The sequence below is a fragment of the Methylocapsa acidiphila B2 genome (assembly GCF_000427445.1).
Taxonomy (GTDB): Bacteria; Pseudomonadota; Alphaproteobacteria; order Rhizobiales; family Beijerinckiaceae; genus Methylocapsa; species Methylocapsa acidiphila.
Map to the genome: position 1 here is coordinate 2,611,724 of NZ_KE386496.1, position 16,724 is coordinate 2,628,447.

The following is a 16,724-nucleotide window of genomic DNA, read 5'->3' on the forward strand; positions in this document are numbered from 1 at the left end:
GTGGAGATCAGCATTAAAGAATAAACCGGCTCAGATCCGCGTTCTTGGCGAGGTCGCCGATGTTTCGCTCGACGAAAGCCGCGTCGATCTCGATCCTTTCGCCAGAGCGGTCAGAAGCCGTGAAGCTCACGTCGTCGAGAACGCGCTCCATCACCGTCTGCAAGCGCCGCGCGCCAATATTCTCGACCGTCGAATTGACCTGCGCCGCGATCCGCGCGAGCGCATTGACGGCATCCGGCGTGAAGGAAAGCTCGACGCCCTCTGTGCCTAAAAGCGCCTCATACTGCTTGATGAGGCTCGCCTCTGTCTCCGTGAGAATGCGGCGGAAGTCGTCCTCGGTCAAAGGCGCGAGCTCGACCCGGATCGGCAGGCGCCCCTGAAGCTCGGGCAACAGATCCGAAGGCTTGGAAATATGGAAGGCGCCCGAGGCGATGAACAGAATATGGTCGGTCTTCACGACCCCATGCTTGGTCGCCACGCTCGTGCCTTCGATGAGCGGCAAAAGATCGCGCTGCACGCCTTCGCGCGAGACATCCGCGCCACGGCCTTCCCGCGCGCAAATCTTATCGATCTCGTCGAGAAACACGATTCCATTGTTCTCGACGTCGCGAATGGCGTCGCGAACGATCTCGTCCTGGTTGATCAGCTTATCGCTTTCCTCCAGAATCAAGGGATCGGTCGCGTCCTTGACCGTGGTGCGGCGCGGCTTGGCGGACTTGCCCATCGCCTTGCCGAATATATCGCCGATCGAGATCGCGCCGATGGAGGCGCCCGGCATGTTGGGGAGATCGAACATCGGCAGCGACGAGGCGGCCTGCGCCACCTCGATCTCGATTTCCTTGTCGTCGAGCTCGCCGGCCCGCAGCTTTTTGCGGAAACTATCCCGAGTCGTGGCCGAGGCGTTGACGCCGACAAGCGCGTCGAGAATGCGCTCTTCCGCCGCAAGCTCGGCGCGGGCGTGGACGAGCTTGCGCTTCTCGTCGCGCGCCATGGAGATCGCGGTCTCGACGAGATCGCGCACGATCTGCTCGACGTCGCGGCCGACATAGCCGACCTCGGTGAATTTGGTGGCCTCGACCTTCAGAAAGGGCGCGCCCGCGAGCTTGGCGAGGCGGCGCGAGATTTCGGTCTTGCCGCAGCCGGTCGGCCCGATCATCAAAATGTTTTTAGGCAGGACTTCGTCGCGCATGGCCCCTTCGAGCCGCAGGCGGCGCCAGCGGTTGCGCAGCGCGATCGCCACGGCGCGCTTCGCCTCGTTTTGCCCGACGATATAGCGATCGAGTTCGGACACGATCTCGCGCGGAGAAAAATCAGTCATCTCAATCGCTTTCCGTCTTGTTCAGTCGAAGCGCGCCGGCGAAGATTCGGTCGGCTCGCCTCATTCATCCATCGACCGCGGCGCTTCATCTAGACGCAATCGATTCGATGACGAAATTGCCGTTGGTGTAAACGCAGATCTCGGAGGCGATCTGCAGCGCGCGACGGGCGATGGCCTCGGCGTCGAGATCGGTCGCGAGCAGCGCCCGCCCCGCGGCCAGCGCATAATTGCCGCCGGACCCTATGCCCATGACGCTCGCGCCGCCCTCAGCGGCCTCGGGCTCGAGCACGTCGCCCGTGCCGGTCAGGACGAGACTCGCCTCCTTGTCCGCGACAAGCATCATCGCCTCAAGCCGACGAAGGTAGCGGTCGGTGCGCCAATCCTTGGCGAGTTCGACGCAGGCGCGCATGAGCTGTCCCGGATATTGCTCGAGCTTGGATTCGAGCCGCTCGAACAAGGTGAAAGCGTCGGCCGTCGCGCCGGCGAAACCGCCGATGACTTCGCCCTTGGCGAGCCGGCGGACCTTTCGCGCATTGCCCTTGACGATCGTCTGCCCGATCGAAACCTGGCCGTCGCCGCCGATGACCGTCCGGCCGTCCTTTCGGACCATAACGATTGTCGTCGCGTGCCAGCCGTCACGACCCGCCGGATGATCTTGCATCGAGGCTCCAAGAAAATGCAGGCCGCAGACCGGCGGCTTTCAGAAAAAGGATCGTCACCCGTCTATGGTCTTGTCAAACGCGATGCAAGCGCGGCGAAGGCGGCGACTCCCGCCGGCCAATGTCATGCCGGCAGGGAAAGATGCGGCTTGCCTTTCGTCGAGTCTTGAAACGCGCTCGAAGCAAACCTTGCATCAAATGGCCCGCGAACGGCTGCGCCACACCTCATGACAAAGCGAGGCGCGCGTTGACACACTAATCACAACCCCCTATTTTTTAATGGTAGTATGCCTACATTGAGTATTGAATGTTGATTATTGTATTTTGATTTTAGATGGGGCGGTTTGGAATTTCGTTCCTCATCAAACGCTCGAACCTGAATGCTGCATTCGCGAGCGCGGACGGCTGTTATATAAATTCGACCGGTAGAGTCCGGGCTCATGCAACGCCTTCGGGCCGCCCTGATCTAGCGCGTTCCGCGCTGGAGTTCCTTTGCTATCGTAAGCTTGAGTCGAACCCACCGATGATGAGTGTAATCAACAAACCCGAAACGGCGGCCACGGCGCGGCTGAAGCCGGACCTCGCCGGCATTCCGGAAACCATGCTGTGGACGCTCTACGATCGCGCGATCGAGTCGAAGCGGCCGGATCGGATGTTTTCCGATCCCGAAGCCGAGCGCATTTTCAATTCCATCGATTACGACTTCGAGAAAAATTACGGCGCGCCGACGCGGCTATTTTCCGTTCGCGCCATGCTGATCGATGCGGCGTTGAAAAAATGGCTCGCTCGCCACCCGAACGGCTTGGTCGTATCCCTCGGCGAGGGCCTGGAGACCCAGGCCCTGCGCGTCGACAATGGCCGGATGCGTTGGCTCTCGATCGATCTTCCCGAGGCTATACGCACGCGCGAGCTCTTCATCGCTCCGACGCAACGCTTCCGTCACTTGGCGGCCAACGCGCTCGATCCCAGCTGGATGGAGGACGTCGATCCGCGATCAGGTCTCTTCATCGTGGCCCAGGGACTTTTCATGTATTTGCAGCCCTCGGAGGTCCAAGGTCTTTTCGTCGAAATTGCGCGGCGCTTTCCTGGAGCGGACCTCATATTCGACGTCGTGCCGCGCGCGATGTCCGAGCTTACCCTGGCGGGGCATCGGCAGACGCCGCACTACGTAATCCCATCCATGCCATGGGGGCTCGACCGCAACGAGATCGAATCCACGCTCCGACAATGGCATCCCGGACTGAAAAGAATTGATTTTTTGCCTTACCGCCATCCAAGCCGGCGTCCGGCCCTGTTCGAAAAACTTCTCGACAAACTGTCCTGGCGCAGAAACAAGCTACAAAGCCTGGTGCATGTATCGGTTTGATCTGTGGCGCGGACGGGACGGGACAGATGCGGCGGCTCGTCGACACCGTCTATTTCGAAGGCTCCACTTGCGGATGCGCTTATATGGCGTTCGACATGGCGGGCTGCGCGCGCTGCGAAGTCACCTATTGGCGCGAAATCTGGCTTCGCCGCGTCGAAGCGCCCAACGAGCTTGCCGCCGAGCGCCGTTGAGCTCGTCCCTCATGGGAAGGGCCGTCGGCCCGAGCTCTATCCGGTCGGCCGACGATCATAATTAGCGACGGCCAACGGATTCGCGCGATAATAGCGCAGAATGTGGAGAAGACGATGGGCGACGTCGCGGGGTGGACGAAGACTTGGACCTTTTTCGAAGGGAATTGGCATGAGGGCAATGTCCCGATCATGGGGCCGCGAACTCATGCGGTTTGGCTCGGCTCCTCGGTTTTCGACGGTGCGCGCGCCTTCGAAGGCGTGACGCCCGACCTCGACCTACATTGCGCCCGCGTCAACCAATCCGCCGGGAAAATGCATCTTAAGCCGAGCGTTTCAACCGAGACCTGGGTCGGATTGACCAAGGAGGGCCTAAAGCGCTTCGATAGATCGGCGGAGCTCTACATACGCCCCATGTATTGGGCAGAGAGGAACGGATGGCTCGCTGTTGCGCCCGATCCGGATTCGACGCGCTGGTGCCTGACGCTTTACGAAGTGCCGATGCCGAAGCCTGACGGCTTTTCGATCACCCTGTCGCCGTATCGCCGTCCCACGAACGAGACCATGCCGGTCGAGGCCAAGGCCGGCTGCCTCTACCCCAACAACGCGCGAGCCATATTCGAGACGCGGGCGCGTGGATTCGATAATTGCTTGCTCTGCGACATGCTCGGCAATGTCGCAGAGCTCGCCACCGCCAACATCTTCATGGCGCGAGACGGCGTCTTGATGACCCCGAGCCCGAACGGCACTTTCCTCGATGGGATCACCCGCCGCCGGGTCATCGGCCTGTTGCGCGCCGCCGGAATTGAGGTCGTCGAAACAACCCTACGTTATGCCGATTTTCAGGCCGCCGACGAGATATTCTCGACTGGCAACTACACCAAAGTGAATCCCGTCAATCGGATCGACGACCGCAAGATTGAGCCGGGCCCATTTTATCGCAAGGCCAGAGAGCTATATTGGGCCTTCGCCCATTCTTGACGACAATCGCCAGCGCTTTCAATTTTTGGCGGCGATCATCGATTCGGCGAGAGGCGCGAGCTGGCTTTTCAAAATCTTGCCGGTCGGCCCCGCAGGAAACACGTCCAGCGCAAACACCCGCGACGGCCGCTTATAAGGGGCCAAGCTCTGCGTCGCGTAATCGGAGAGATCGTCAACCGTGGCGGCCGCGCCTGGAACGAGCCGCACAAAGGCGATGACTTCTTCCTCTCCATTGGCGGTCCGGCCGATGACCGCCGACTGTGCGACGGCCGGATGCGCGTTCAACACGGCCTCGATTTCCGCTGGATAAACATTGAAGCCGTAGCGGATGATCAATTCCTTGGTGCGGCCCACGATGAACAGATTGTCCTGCTCGAATCTCGCGAGGTCGCGCGTATTGAACCATCCATCCTTATCGATCACGGCGGCGGTTTCCTCCGGGGCGCGATAATAGCCTTTCATGATGTTGGGACCTCGCACCCATAATTCGCCGACCTCCCCCGCCGGCGCCTCCCCGCCATCGAGCCCAACGAGTCTTGCCTCAACCCCCGGCAGCAAGGGACCGACGGAGCAGTCGGCGCGTGGCCTGTCGACTCTGATCTGCGCGACGGTCGGCGAACATTCGCTGATCCCATAGCCATTATGCAGCGGCAGGCCGAAGAGGCGCTCGGCCGCCGCCTTGACCGCGGAATCGAGCGGCGCGCCCGAAGCCGAGATGATGCGCAATGCGGGCGCCGCCAATTGCGTCATGCCTTTCTGCTTTGCGTATTCAGCAATGAGCGAATACATGGCGGGCGTTCCAAGCATAATCGTCAGTCGGTCGCGGTCGAGGGCCGCGATTGCGGCGACCGGATTGAACCGCGACTCGATGTAGAGCGCGGCGCCATGCATCAAGGCGCCGAGGACCAGCACGGACAGGCCGACGATATGCGCGATCGGCAGGAGGCAATAAACGCGGTCCTGCGGTCCGAGCGAGCGGATCTCTCCTGAAACGCGCGCAATGAAAAGCAGGTTGCTATGCCTGAGCATCACTCCTTTGGGGCGACCGGTCGTGCCGGACGTGTAGATGAGCGCGGCGACCCTGCTCGCAGCCTCGACCTCCGTCGGCTCCGGCTGCGTCGCGTCGTTCAGGGAGCCGAGGCCGGCGCGGCCGAGCAAGCTCAGTTCATGTTCAACGGCGCCGTGGCGCGCCGCATGCGCTTTGGCGGCTGAGGAGGTCGCGGAGGTGTAGATGATGCGGCGCGGCTCGCAATGGTCGCGGATTTCGTCGATTTCGCGATCCGACAGACGAGCGCTCACGATCACCGGCCATGCATCGAGTTCCGAGGTCGCAAGCCATAGGGCGACCAAGGCGCGGCAATTTTCATTGACGATCATCACACGGTCGCCGGCGCGCACGCCCTGATCCGACAGCCAGGACCGCGCCTCGGCCACGGCGTCGGCGAGCTGCCCAAAGGTCCAGGCGCCGCTGCTTTCCACCAAAGCGATCCGGTCCGGAGCTCGCTCCGTCCATGGCGCCACCACTTGAGAAATGCGTTGTGGGATTTGCGAAAGAGGGCCCTTCTCTGGGTCCTTCTCCACACTCATGGCGTTCGCCATTTCATCCGCCTCTTCAAATTATTGAATCGAAAATCAACACGTATGGACGCCTACAGAGAACCCGGCGTCGCTTCAAACCGGCAAATCGATATACTTCGCTACGCCGGAGCTGTCACCCGATCCGCCGAGCCCGCGCTCTACCTAATTTGGACGATAAGGCCCTAAATGACTTAGGAAGAGTGATCTGTGCCTTTCGATGATCATGCGCTAGCTTGTCTCCTCAATCCCCACGTCTTTTGAGCCCGCGCGGCTCGGAGCCGGATCCATTCGATCGGAGAGTGAAATAAAATGAACGGAGCCGAAAGCCTCGTCCGCACCTTGACCGCGGGCGGCGTCGAGGTCTGCTTCGCGAATCCGGGGACATCCGAAATGCATTTCGTCGCCGCGCTCGACCGTGTGGCGGGGATGCGCTGCATTCTCGGCCTTTTTGAGGGCGTCGTCACGGGAGCCGCGGACGGCTATGGGCGCATGGCCCGCAAGCCCGCGTGCAGCCTGCTGCATCTCGGTCCTGGACTCGCCAATGGCCTCGCCAATCTTCACAACGCGCGCCGGGCGCGCGCGCCACTCATCAACATCGTCGGCGAGCACGCGACCCGGCACAAGCGCTATGACGCTCCGCTCACGACCGACATCGAGGCGATCGCGCGGCCCTATTCGGACTGGCTGCGCATATCGGCTCACGCGGCGGATCTCGGAAGCGACGCCGCCGACGCCATCGTCGCGGCGCGTTCGGAGCCGGGCCGCATCGCCACCCTTATCCTGCCCGCCGATGTCGCCTGGACGGAAGGCGGAGCCGTTGCCGCGCTCCCGCCGATCCCTTCGCCGCCGATGCCGGCGTCCGCGACCATCGACCGCGCGGCCGCTATGCTGCGCGCGGATCTTCCGACAGCCATCCTTCTCGCCGGCAATGCGCTTCTCGAACCGGCCCTAACCGCGGCCGGACGCGTCGCAGAGGCAAGCGGGGCGCGGCTTCTTGCGGCCTATTCCATGGCTCGAATCGAAAGAGGCGCCGGACGGCCGATCGTCACGCGGGTTCCTTATGTGCTGGAGCAGGCGGCCGCCCTTCTTCGAGAGTTTCGACAACTCATCCTGGTCGGCGCGGGGCCGCCGGTCGCCTTTTTCGCCTACCCAGATAAGTCGAGCGCGTTGACGCCCGAAGGCTGCGAGACGCATGTCTTGGCGCGGCCAGGGGAAGATTGCGCCGCCGCGCTCGATGCGCTGGCGACGATTTTGGGCGCGAGCCCAATATTGCGGCGCGTCCAGGACTTCGATCGGCCGGCGGCGCCGAGCGGCGAGATCACCTTGCCGGGGCTCGCCGCCGTCGTCGCCGCGCTGCTTCCCGAGAATTGCGTCGTCGTCGACGAATCGATGACCTCGGGCCGCGGCATGCTGGCGGCCACGAAGGGGGCTCCCCCGCATGATTGGCTGTGCAACACGGGCGGCTCCATCGGCATCGCCATGCCTATGGCCGTCGGCGCGGCGGTCGCGCGCCCCGACCGCTCGGTTCTCTGCCTCTCGGCCGATGGCAGCGGCATGTTCACTTTGCAAGCGCTCTGGACCATGGCGCGCGAAAATCTTGCGATCACGACAGTCGTCTTCGCAAACCGCGCTTACGCCATCTTGAAGGGCGAGTACGCCAATCTGGGCGGAGGTCCTCTTGGACCCTCGGCCACCAGCATGCTCGAGATCGGCCGCCCCGAACTCGACTGGACGGCGCTTGCGAAAGGCATGGGCGTGCCGGGCGTTCGGGTCGAATCGCTCGAAGCCTTCGCAAAGGCCCTCGATGCGGGATTGCGAAGCCAAGGGCCGTACCTGATCGAGGTTCCTCTATAAGCGGCGCGGAGCGCGCTACGGGCTCCAACCCATCACCGCCTTGACCTCGAGGAATTCGTTGAAGGCGAGCGCGCCCCACTCGCGCCCATTGCCCGATTGCTTGTAGCCTCCAAAGGGCGCAGCGAAGTCGAAGGGCACGCCATTCAACACGACCTGGCCCGCCCGCAATTCCGCCGCGACGGCCCGCGCGTGCGCGAGCTCGCCGTAAACATAAGCCGCAAGCCCGTAGACCGTGTCATTGGCGATCTCGATCGCTTGGCTCTCCGTCTCATAAGAGAGGATCGCAAGAACAGGCCCGAAGATTTCCTCGCGCGCGATTGTCATGTCATTGGTCACATCGGCGAAGATCGTCGGCCGCACGTAATAGCCGCGCTCGAGCCCTTCCGGCTTGCCGGGGCCCCCGAGCACGAGAGTCGCACCCTCCTCGACGCCCTTATGAATCAGCGCCTGCACCTTGCGCCATTGAGCGTCGGAAACCACGGGTCCGAGCTTCGCATTGCTGTTGGGATCGCCGGGCGCCTGCGCTTCGCCGGCCGCGCGCGCGAGCCGAACGACCTCCTCCATGCGCGACGCCGGCGCCAATAGGCGCGTCGGCGCGTTGCAGGATTGGCCGGAATTGCGCATGATCGCAGCGACCGCCCAGGGCACGGCTTCGGCGAAATCCGCATCCTCGAGCAAAATAAACGGGCTCTTTCCGCCAAGTTCCTGGCAGACGCGCTTGACCGTCGGCGCGGCGTTCCGCGCAACCTCTACCCCCGCCCGAGTCGAGCCGGTGAAGGAAACCATATCGACAAGCGGATGCCCGCTGAGCGCCGCCCCGGCGACTGGCCCATCGCCATTCACCATGTTGAAGACGCCCGCGGGCGCTCCGGCGGCCTGCAAGATCTCCGCGACGAGATAGGCCGAGAAGGGAGCGAGTTCTGACGGTTTCAACACGACGGCGCAGCCGGTTGCAAGAGCGGGGGCGAGCTTGCAACAGATCTGATTCAGCGGCCAATTCCAGGGCGTGATGAGGCCGCATACGCCGATGGGCTCCTTGAGCAGGCGCGTGGTCGCATCGAGCGGCTCCTCGAAACTGTAGCGTTGCAGGATCTCGCGGGCGATTTTCAAATGCGCGAGGCCCGCCCCGAATTGAGCCTGCCGGGCAAGCCAGGCCGGCGCGCCCATCTCTTCCGTCATCGCCTCGGCGAGATCGCTCGCCCGCCGCTCGAATTCGGCGACGACGCGATCGAGAAGAGAGATCCGCTCGTCCCGGCTCGAGCGCGAGAACGTCTTGAACGCCCGTCGCGCGGCGACCACGGCGCGATCGACATCGACGGCCGACGCGAGGCTGATGCGCCCAACCGGCGCCTCGGTCGCCGGATTGACGACATCCAACACCCGCGGGTCTATAGGATCAACCCAGGCGCCGTCGATAAAAAATTTCAGATAGTCACGCATCATTGGCTCCTGAACTCAACGCGGATGTTGCGGCGGCGCAGTGCTCGCCCTTCGCAGTGCGGCGCCGCCTAACGAACGCGGTCATGCGACGACGTGCTTCGACAACGCACTTGCCACAGCAAAGGGACTTGCCTCAACGAGAGACATGTTGCAACAAAGAGAAGCGAGGCCTCGGCCTGCACGGAAGATTGCATGGGAACGGCGACGCGGGCCGAGGCGGCCTATGCGCGGCCCTCTCCGGTCGGTGAAGGAAGGCGCGTCAATTCAGCGCAAGTCTTTCGGATGATTCATGTTGATAAGGCTTTGATCGAAAGTTCGGACAGATTCCCTGTTACGTTACTTGAACCTACCTAAATTAGCTTAGGTCCACTGAACAGTTTACGGCGCGCCCAAATGTTGGAGCCCAGCTAATTTTCAAAATCATTATCAGAAATTTGTCATTCAACAGAAGTTATCCGGACGGCGAAGCCGCCTCCGCAAACGCCAAATTCCTGCTCACCGCCTATGCAGAGCATTTTGTTTGAGCTAAAATTATGTGGTGCCAGACCATATCCTTGGCTCGATCGCCGGCAAAGGATTTCAATCGTCCCTTTTGATCGAAATTCATCATTTGCGACTCTTGCAGTTTTAAGGTTGCGCTTAATGGCTTCTATTTTATTGGTTGCGCTGGACGATTGGATCTCGACTGCGCGACTGCCCAAGGCCTTTGCCGGGCTCGGGGTAGAGATCGTCGCGCTTTGCAAGGCCGACGCTCCGCTCGAAACGAGTAGGTACCTTGCGGCGGCTGCGATCTCGACATCTAACATTCTAACCGATTTGGAGCGACTGGTCGAGAAACACGATCCAGTTGCGCTGATCGCTTGCGACGAGAGCGCGGTCCGTGAGCTTTACCGCACTGTCGACGCCCCTTCCCTCTCGTCTCGGCTCCGCGAATTGCTTCGCCGATCCCTCGGCGATCCCGCCGGACATCGCGTGGTTTCCAGCAAATGGGCGACGGCGAAGCTAGCGGAACAGCTCAATATTCGCGCGCCGAAGCAACGTCAGATCAATGCGCCGGAACAAGCTTTGGATTTCGCGGCGGAGGTCGGCTATCCGATCATCCTTAAACGGCCGGGCACTTACGGCGGCATGGGATGCTATATCTGCCGATCGGATCACAAGACGCAGGACAATTATCACGCGCTCCTCATGCCGGCCGGCTTGCGCAAGTTCCGGCACGCTCCGGGCCTTCTTGCGGCTTTTCGCCGCTTCCTCCCCCACTGGCAAGCGCCCATCGACGAGCCGCTCATTGCGCAACGCTACCATGAAGGACAACCTGCATTTTGCGCCGCGGTAGCGCGCAACGGCGTCATGCTGGGCGGCTTCGCCGCCGTGGCCGAGGAAGTTCACCCAGCCGTCACCGGAGCAAGCGCGGTTGTGAGAGCCGTCAACAATCCCGCGCTGCTGGAGGCGACCGAAGCGTTGATCAGGCAAACCGGTTTCAGCGGCTTCATCGGCGTCGACTTTATTCTCGATCGGACAGACGGCGCCCCCTATCTGCTCGAAATCAATCCGCGCGTGACCCCGGTTTGTCGCTTGGGCGGTCTTCTCGACGCGGATCTTTGCCGCTTATTCGTCGCCGGTTTCACTGGCGCGCGCCTGGAGTCCGCCGCCTCCCGGACCTTGGAGCCGATCGCCTTTTTTCCCAATGAATGGCTCAGGGATTGGCGCAGCCATTATCTACGCCTGCCTTACGATGACGTTCCCTATGATGAACCGGCGTTGCTTGCGCGAATCCATCGGACCTTGCCGCTTCGGCGAAGGCTGATGCTCGCGCTCGGGCTACGCGGCGCCCTTCCATCAACGCCAGGCCAACGTCTTCCGTCCACCACCTCCACGGAGAAGATCGGCAACATCAGCCCGGACGCGAACACGGCGCTCAACGCGCCTTCAACCGGGGTCGGCCAATAGCGCGCAGCTCAGGCGGCGGCCGTTTGGCGACGGCCGGAAGCGCCAGTCACTCGGCTTTCTTATAGTAGTTGTCGTAGTGTCGATGGTAGTAGCCGTCCGAGCCGAAGTCCTCGTAAACCCTAAGCTTTTTCATATCGACTTTATTCAGAATCACCCCGAGCAACTTATCCCTTATGGCATGCTCTTTGGTGAGAACCGCTCGGACCGCGCCGCGGGAGGTCTCCCCCCATGCTACAACAAATATGAAGGCGTCGACAGACGAAGCCATTCCACGCGCGTTGACGACCGGACCGACAGGGGGAAGATCGAGGATGATATAGTCGAATATTTGATCCGCGCCCGCCAACAGCCTATGTAGCGTCTCCGATGTCAGCCCATCGGCGACCCGCGGATCCTCCTTGGAATAGATGCAGGGCACGATCAGGAGCTTGCTGTCGGGCTCATATTTGACGAGTTCCGAAAGGGGCGGCAGGAGAGCTTCCTTTTCCGATCCCTGCCTCCGCTCGCAACCGATAGCCCGGGTCAGAGCAGGATTTCGCGTATCCGCGTCGATGAGAAGAGTTTTCGCGCCTTGCAACGCAAGTAGGCTGGCGAAGTTCTTGGCGACCGTCGATTTTCCTTCTCGAGGCACGAGCGACGCCACGCCAATGATCTTCGGCCGTTGGTCGTGGAGAGCAAGATCGGCCGCGACCTTGGCCGAGCGCAACGTTTCGGCGAAGGCCGAAAAAGGGTCGTCGATCACATAGCGCATGATTGGCGCCATGGCGCCGTGATCGGACCGCGGGAGCGCTTCGTTTGGAAGGTTGGGCAAAAGGCCGAGCGCTTCGACGCCGAGCTCGTCGCGAATTTGTTCCGCGGTTCGAAAAACGCGATCCAACATCTCCCGAAGCAATCCAAGGCCCCCGCCCACCGCCGCTCCGAGCGCCAGAGCGAGGCCGAGAACAATGGGCTTGCGCGGAAAAGTCGGAGTGAGTGAGGGATTCGCCGCGCTGACGATATGCTGATCGGCCAAAGGAAATGTCTCTTGTTGCGCGGAGCCCTGAAAGCGCTGCATGTAGCTTTCATAAAGCCCCTTGTAGCTGTCAGCCTGTTGCTCGAGCTGCCGCAACTTCACTTGCGCGTCATTCGCCTCAACAGCTACTTTCTTTTGGCGCGCCAAATTTTCAGCCAGGGATTTTTCGCGCGCCACAGCGACTTCATAGTCATTTCTGTAGCTTTCTGCGACCCGGCCCAATTCCTCGAAAAGACGCGCCTGGAGTTCGTCCATCTGATTCTTGTAATTGACGATCGCGGCGTGGGTCGGCGCGAGATTCCGTGCGACCTCCAAGTCTTTCAAACGGTTCGCCAAGTCCAGATATTTTTTGCGCAGGTCGTTGATGATCGGATTCGCGAGAGATTCGCTGACTGCGGATTCGGTTTGCTTGGTGTCGATAATGTTCTTCAGATGCAGATAACGCGCCTTCGCCTTGAAGGTTTCGGATTGCGCGCTGACGAGCTGGGTCGTCATCTCGTTGAATTCCTGGTCCGAAACCAGCAAGCCCTTCACTTCCAGAAGATTATTGTCCGCGCGGAACTTCTGCACCGCGAGATCGGCCTTCACGTGGAGGTCGCGAAGCTCATCGATCCGTTGCTTGAGCCAATCGCGGGCGCGATGCGCGGATTCGATGCGCGAATTGACTTGCTCGCGCATGAAGGCCTCGGCGTAACCATTCGCGATCTCGGCCGCGCGGTCGGGGTCGGTCGCCGTATACTGAACCTCGAGAACAAACGTATGTCCGACGCGGCTCACCGCGAGATTGCGATTCAGGTTTTTTAGAGCCTCGAGTTGTCTCGCCTCGGCGGCTTCGGCGCCCGTCAAGGTTTTCGTTGGCGCGGCGATAATCCCCATCTTCGCTTTCAACGAAGCCCAGAGCTCGCGCAGCCAGGACTTGGGGGGATCGGTAAATGCCGGATCATTCGCCAAATTCATATATTTGACCGCAGCCAAACCGATTTGGTCCGATCGGAGCACCTCGAGCTGATTTTCCACGTCGGCGCTCACGCCGCTCGCGTCGGCCGGAGGCTGGTCGGTCAAGCTCGACACTTCATGAAAGGTGCGGCCTGACCGATTGTCGATCATGATTCGCGCGGACGAGGTATATGTCGGCGTCGCGACCATGATAAATCCGACTCCGCCAGCGAGGCCGAGAAGGCAACAGGCCGCGAACAACCACGCTTGTCGGCGAAGGGCCGAAATGAGGCGAGAAACTCCGGCTGCGGATCTCACGGCCTCGTCGACATGGTCATAGGCCGGGCCGCGATCCATATTGTTCAAATGCAATGGGCTTTGAAACATATCCAGCCTTCAGTATCGGTTTCGCGGTCAGATGCCGCAAGACAATAATTTCTCAAAGCCGCGCCGGCTTTATTTGGGGCGCAAGAATAGAAAAATAAGGCTCGTCTCTCGTCATCGCATCCCGCGCCTATCCATCCTTTTTGGCCGCCCAGCTCGGCGCACCTAAACAAACGGCGACGAAAAACTCGCAAAACGCCCAAAATGTCTCAAATATTCAACCAGCCCGCCTCAGGGCGTTTTGACCTGACATACCGACATGCTGATCAGACGACTTAGCCAGATCGGCAATGGCTTGAAGAGTAGCGCATCAAGGCTTGGAATGACTTTGCTCATATTAATTTATCAGCCCAGCTAAAGACTATAAATATAACTTGTTTACGCCCAAATGTCTATTTCGAAGCGAAAAGCTGAAACCAGCCATTGTCGAAGTCGCCGCGACCTCTGCGCTAGCGGGACCCCAGCGAGGCAGCGAGCGAACAGTGGCGCTGCGAGATCGCTTCGGACCTAAACGCCCCACTCCGCGCGCCTCGACTTAACCGCCAAATACTTCAGATCCTCAGTTGCTCACAGGACGCAATAAGGGACGAAGACAATCATTGAGCGTCAAAGCGACGCCCGCGACGTGAGGCTGATCCAGCATAGTGCGATGGCCGCCAGGGACGAGATGGACTTCCAGCTCCTCGACGCGAGCGCGCCAGAAAACATCCGGATCCAATGGCGCCCAACCCGGAGTGTCCGCGGCGAGAAAGATCATCTTTCCCGGGTAGAACCCTGGACAATAATTGGACCCGGCGACGACCTCCTGATCCCAGACAGCCTGTAGGGCGGGGGGCAACTTCCTTTCGGCGGCGATCATTGGCTTTGCGAGCCGCAAACGTGCGAGGACGACATTGACCAACATGCGCGATCTTCGGACGACATAGGCGGCCGCTTTGCCCGGCGAGAGCGAAATGATGACGGATAGATGGTGGCGCAGCCGAAGCCAGAGCACGAAGAGAAAATAGGACCACGGCCAAAACGCTTGATCGATTGGCGAGTCGAGCAGGATCAGCGCGCCGATCTCGGCTCCGGCCGCGCGCAGCCGCGTTGCGATCTCGAAAGCCACCAGGCCGCCGAGAGAATGACCACAAAGGAAATAGGGCCCTTCCGGTTGGAGCCGAACGACTTCCACGAGGTAATGTTCGGCCATGTCCTCGATTTTCGGATTTGGCCGGGTCTCGCCGTCGATTCCGAGCGACTGGAAAGCATAGACTTTCACCGGCGTGTCCATTGAGCGGCTCAGTTCCGTCAAAGCGTCGACGGTCCCGCCCAAACCCGGAAAAATAAACAGGGCGGGAAGGTCTTCCCTACCTTTCCTGAGTTGGACGGCGCAGGTGAAACTGGGCAGCGGGCGTGCGATAGGCCATGTCATGTGAGGTCCTCGCGATTATGCGGCGGCCCTATTCCGCCGCCGCGCCCTGCCGGCGCTGCGCAAGCCATTGCGCCGCACGTCTTGCATAGCTGAATGCGCGCTCCCGAGAGTCCAGCACATTGAGCGCGACCGCGGCGGCCGCATAGGTCACCGAACCGACGAGTCCGCGCGAAATCAACCCTGCCCAACCGCTATCGGGCAATTGCGCCACGACCATAGCCATCACGGCGCAGCACAAGCCGATTCGAGCAGCAGGCTCGATTGGGAATGGGAGCGGATAGGCGCGACGGCCTGCGATGACTGCATGAACGCAGGAAACCGCCATGGCGACCGTCACGCCGATCGCAGCGCCGACCGGTCCAACTCTCGGAATCAGGACATAGCTCAACCCGATCGCAATGATCACGGCCAGACCCATGATCCAAATCTGGAGATGCGGCTTCTTGCCGAGTTGGAAGGCGTGATCGAGATGGAAGGCGCGAAAGCAGCCGAAGAAAGAGCTGGCCGCCATCCAAGGCATGAGCGGGATGACTCCCGCGATGAATTTCGCGCCGACCAAAGTGGTGGCTATGCTGCGTCCCGCAAGCGCCATGCCCAGGCTCGCTGGAGCGAGAATCGCCAGCAGCAACGTGCTATTGGCCAAAAGCTGGCGGCGCGCCGCAGCTTGATCGCCGCTTTCCACGGCCTGAACCGCCAGCGAATAGCCGGCCGAATAGACCCCCGCGGCCATGACCCCGAGCGTTGTCTGCATGAGAATGGACGCGGCGGTGTAAATGCCGAGCGCCGCCGCCGAGTCGAGCTTGTCGAGAAGGACGCGCGTCCCATTGTCGATCAGGCTATACAACGTCATGCTGGCCGCGACGGGAGCGCCGAAAAAAATGACGTCGCGCGCGAGCTTTCGGTCGAAGCGGCGCAAGGACGGCAGCGGAATGGGAATCCGCCCTAAAAACGCTCCGCCGAACATGCCGGCCGCATTTCCCATCGCGGCCCAGAGCGGATTTGCGGTCAGCCAAGCGGCGGCCGTGGTCCCGACCAGGATCAACGAGGAACGGCCCAAGTTCATGGTCAAATATCTGAAGGGCTGGAATTCGGCCACAGCCAGCCGAGACACGAGCTCGAACCAGGAATAGGTCCAAACCATGATCATGCCGACGATTGAAACGCCGATCCTGTTCGCTGGGATAAGACCGAAGATCAGCGCAAGCGCGAGCGCCGCCGCCGACAGGATCGCGATGGCGACGAAAAGCGTGACGAATGTCACGAGGACGTCCGGATCCTCTCGCCGCGCCTGGTAGAACCGGAGGAACGACATCCCCAGCCAATCGAAAAGCACCGTCGAGCCGAGCATCATCACGACCAGGGCGAGGCCATAATGTCCATATTCCAACGGGTTCAAAAAACGCGTCAGGACGGCCGTCGTCGCCAAGCCGAAAATGCCGGGCAGCAATTTGGCGACCGCGTAAAGGGCTGTGTCGCGGATCAGCATTTCGCAGCCCGAACCATAAATTTCGAGCCGAGGAAAGCCTCAGCCGCGCCCGTTGTCGGAATCGTGTCGACCATTATTTCCCATCCAACAGCTTATGGCCGCGTTTCTTCGATCTGCCTATCAGCAGACAGACTGTGGGGCGCGTCCCAAATGGTTTA

The 16,724-nt window shown here is 61.0% G+C and carries 12 protein-coding genes; 5 read left to right on the forward strand and 7 right to left on the reverse strand.

Going from position 1 to position 16,724, the window contains the following annotated elements; translation table 11 throughout:
* Nucleotides 1–13: 13 nt before the first annotated feature.
* Both hslU and hslV read right to left on the reverse strand, forming a co-directional pair.
* Nucleotides 14–1,318: an ATP-dependent protease ATPase subunit HslU gene (hslU, locus tag METAC_RS0114805; protein WP_026607647.1), complete on the reverse strand. Its 1,305-nt coding sequence runs from the start codon at nucleotides 1,316–1,318 to the stop codon at nucleotides 14–16.
* A gap of 85 nt (nucleotides 1,319–1,403) precedes the next feature.
* Entirely contained in the window at nucleotides 1,404–1,979 is a 576-nt protein-coding gene (hslV, locus tag METAC_RS0114810) for an ATP-dependent protease subunit HslV (RefSeq protein ID WP_026607648.1), read from the reverse strand.
* A 521-nt stretch (nucleotides 1,980–2,500) separates the two neighbouring features.
* Here hslV and METAC_RS0114820 point away from each other — a divergent pair.
* The 3 genes from METAC_RS0114820 (at nucleotide 2,501) to METAC_RS0114830 (ending at nucleotide 4,512) form a co-directional block, all read left to right on the forward strand.
* Nucleotides 2,501–3,343 carry a class I SAM-dependent methyltransferase gene (locus tag METAC_RS0114820; RefSeq protein WP_198017227.1) on the forward strand — a complete coding sequence of 281 codons (843 nt, stop codon included), beginning with the start codon at nucleotides 2,501–2,503 and terminating at the stop codon, nucleotides 3,341–3,343.
* Between the two features lie 26 nt (nucleotides 3,344–3,369).
* Nucleotides 3,370–3,534 carry a hypothetical protein gene (locus tag METAC_RS26520; protein ID WP_156898235.1) on the forward strand — a complete coding sequence of 55 codons (165 nt, stop codon included), beginning with the start codon at nucleotides 3,370–3,372 and terminating at the stop codon, nucleotides 3,532–3,534.
* A gap of 114 nt (nucleotides 3,535–3,648) precedes the next feature.
* Nucleotides 3,649–4,512 carry a branched-chain amino acid aminotransferase gene (locus METAC_RS0114830; RefSeq protein WP_026607651.1) on the forward strand — a complete coding sequence of 288 codons (864 nt, stop codon included), beginning with the start codon at nucleotides 3,649–3,651 and terminating at the stop codon, nucleotides 4,510–4,512.
* 18 nt (nucleotides 4,513–4,530) lie between these two features.
* Here METAC_RS0114830 and METAC_RS0114835 read toward each other — a convergent pair whose 3' ends face one another.
* Nucleotides 4,531–6,099 (reverse strand): class I adenylate-forming enzyme family protein, encoded by a 1,569-nt coding sequence (locus tag METAC_RS0114835; RefSeq protein ID WP_026607652.1) that lies wholly within the window; start codon nucleotides 6,097–6,099, stop codon nucleotides 4,531–4,533.
* Between the two features lie 300 nt (nucleotides 6,100–6,399).
* Between METAC_RS0114835 and METAC_RS0114840 the strand changes: the two genes are divergently transcribed.
* Complete coding sequence (locus tag METAC_RS0114840) at nucleotides 6,400–7,944, forward strand: acetolactate synthase large subunit (RefSeq protein ID WP_026607653.1); 1,545 nt, start codon at nucleotides 6,400–6,402, stop codon at nucleotides 7,942–7,944.
* Between the two features lie 15 nt (nucleotides 7,945–7,959).
* Here the strand turns inward: METAC_RS0114840 and METAC_RS0114845 are convergent, their stop codons facing one another.
* Nucleotides 7,960–9,384, reverse strand: coding sequence for an aldehyde dehydrogenase family protein (locus METAC_RS0114845; RefSeq protein ID WP_026607654.1), 1,425 nt, complete (start codon nucleotides 9,382–9,384; stop codon nucleotides 7,960–7,962).
* A 642-nt stretch (nucleotides 9,385–10,026) separates the two neighbouring features.
* Here METAC_RS0114845 and METAC_RS0114860 point away from each other — a divergent pair.
* Nucleotides 10,027–11,334: an ATP-binding protein gene (locus tag METAC_RS0114860; protein WP_026607655.1), complete on the forward strand. Its 1,308-nt coding sequence runs from the start codon at nucleotides 10,027–10,029 to the stop codon at nucleotides 11,332–11,334.
* 46 nt (nucleotides 11,335–11,380) lie between these two features.
* Here METAC_RS0114860 and METAC_RS0114865 read toward each other — a convergent pair whose 3' ends face one another.
* From METAC_RS0114865 to METAC_RS0114875, 3 genes are all read right to left on the reverse strand, one after another.
* A complete protein-coding gene (locus tag METAC_RS0114865; protein ID WP_051335604.1) occupies nucleotides 11,381–13,669 on the reverse strand; it encodes a Wzz/FepE/Etk N-terminal domain-containing protein in 2,289 nt (762 codons plus the stop codon).
* A 556-nt stretch (nucleotides 13,670–14,225) separates the two neighbouring features.
* The gene (locus METAC_RS0114870; protein ID WP_084143676.1) at nucleotides 14,226–15,080 is read right to left on the reverse strand and encodes a thioesterase domain-containing protein; all 855 of its coding nucleotides are present in this window, start codon (nucleotides 15,078–15,080) and stop codon (nucleotides 14,226–14,228) included.
* A 28-nt stretch (nucleotides 15,081–15,108) separates the two neighbouring features.
* Complete coding sequence (locus tag METAC_RS0114875) at nucleotides 15,109–16,566, reverse strand: oligosaccharide flippase family protein (protein WP_026607658.1); 1,458 nt, start codon at nucleotides 16,564–16,566, stop codon at nucleotides 15,109–15,111.
* Between the last annotated feature and the right edge of the window lie 158 nt (nucleotides 16,567–16,724).

Bases quoted from the DNA above. Each gene is read 5' to 3' on its own strand.
- METAC_RS0114845 (WP_026607654.1), bottom strand. From the start codon at position 9,384: ATGCGTGACTATCTGAAATTTTTTATCGACGGCGCCTGGGTTGATCCT.
- hslU (WP_026607647.1), bottom strand. From the start codon at position 1,318: ATGACTGATTTTTCTCCGCGCGAGATCGTGTCCGAACTCGATCGCTAT.
- METAC_RS0114865 (WP_051335604.1), bottom strand. From the start codon at position 13,669: ATGTTTCAAAGCCCATTGCATTTGAACAATATGGATCGCGGCCCGGCC.
- METAC_RS0114860 (WP_026607655.1), top strand. From the start codon at position 10,027: ATGGCTTCTATTTTATTGGTTGCGCTGGACGATTGGATCTCGACTGCG.
- METAC_RS0114830 (WP_026607651.1), top strand. From the start codon at position 3,649: ATGGGCGACGTCGCGGGGTGGACGAAGACTTGGACCTTTTTCGAAGGG.
- METAC_RS0114840 (WP_026607653.1), top strand. From the start codon at position 6,400: ATGAACGGAGCCGAAAGCCTCGTCCGCACCTTGACCGCGGGCGGCGTC.
- hslV (WP_026607648.1), bottom strand. From the start codon at position 1,979: ATGCAAGATCATCCGGCGGGTCGTGACGGCTGGCACGCGACGACAATC.
- METAC_RS0114835 (WP_026607652.1), bottom strand. From the start codon at position 6,099: ATGAGTGTGGAGAAGGACCCAGAGAAGGGCCCTCTTTCGCAAATCCCA.
- METAC_RS0114875 (WP_026607658.1), bottom strand. From the start codon at position 16,566: ATGCTGATCCGCGACACAGCCCTTTACGCGGTCGCCAAATTGCTGCCC.
- METAC_RS0114870 (WP_084143676.1), bottom strand. From the start codon at position 15,080: ATGACATGGCCTATCGCACGCCCGCTGCCCAGTTTCACCTGCGCCGTC.
- METAC_RS26520 (WP_156898235.1), top strand. From the start codon at position 3,370: ATGCGGCGGCTCGTCGACACCGTCTATTTCGAAGGCTCCACTTGCGGA.
- METAC_RS0114820 (WP_198017227.1), top strand. From the start codon at position 2,501: ATGATGAGTGTAATCAACAAACCCGAAACGGCGGCCACGGCGCGGCTG.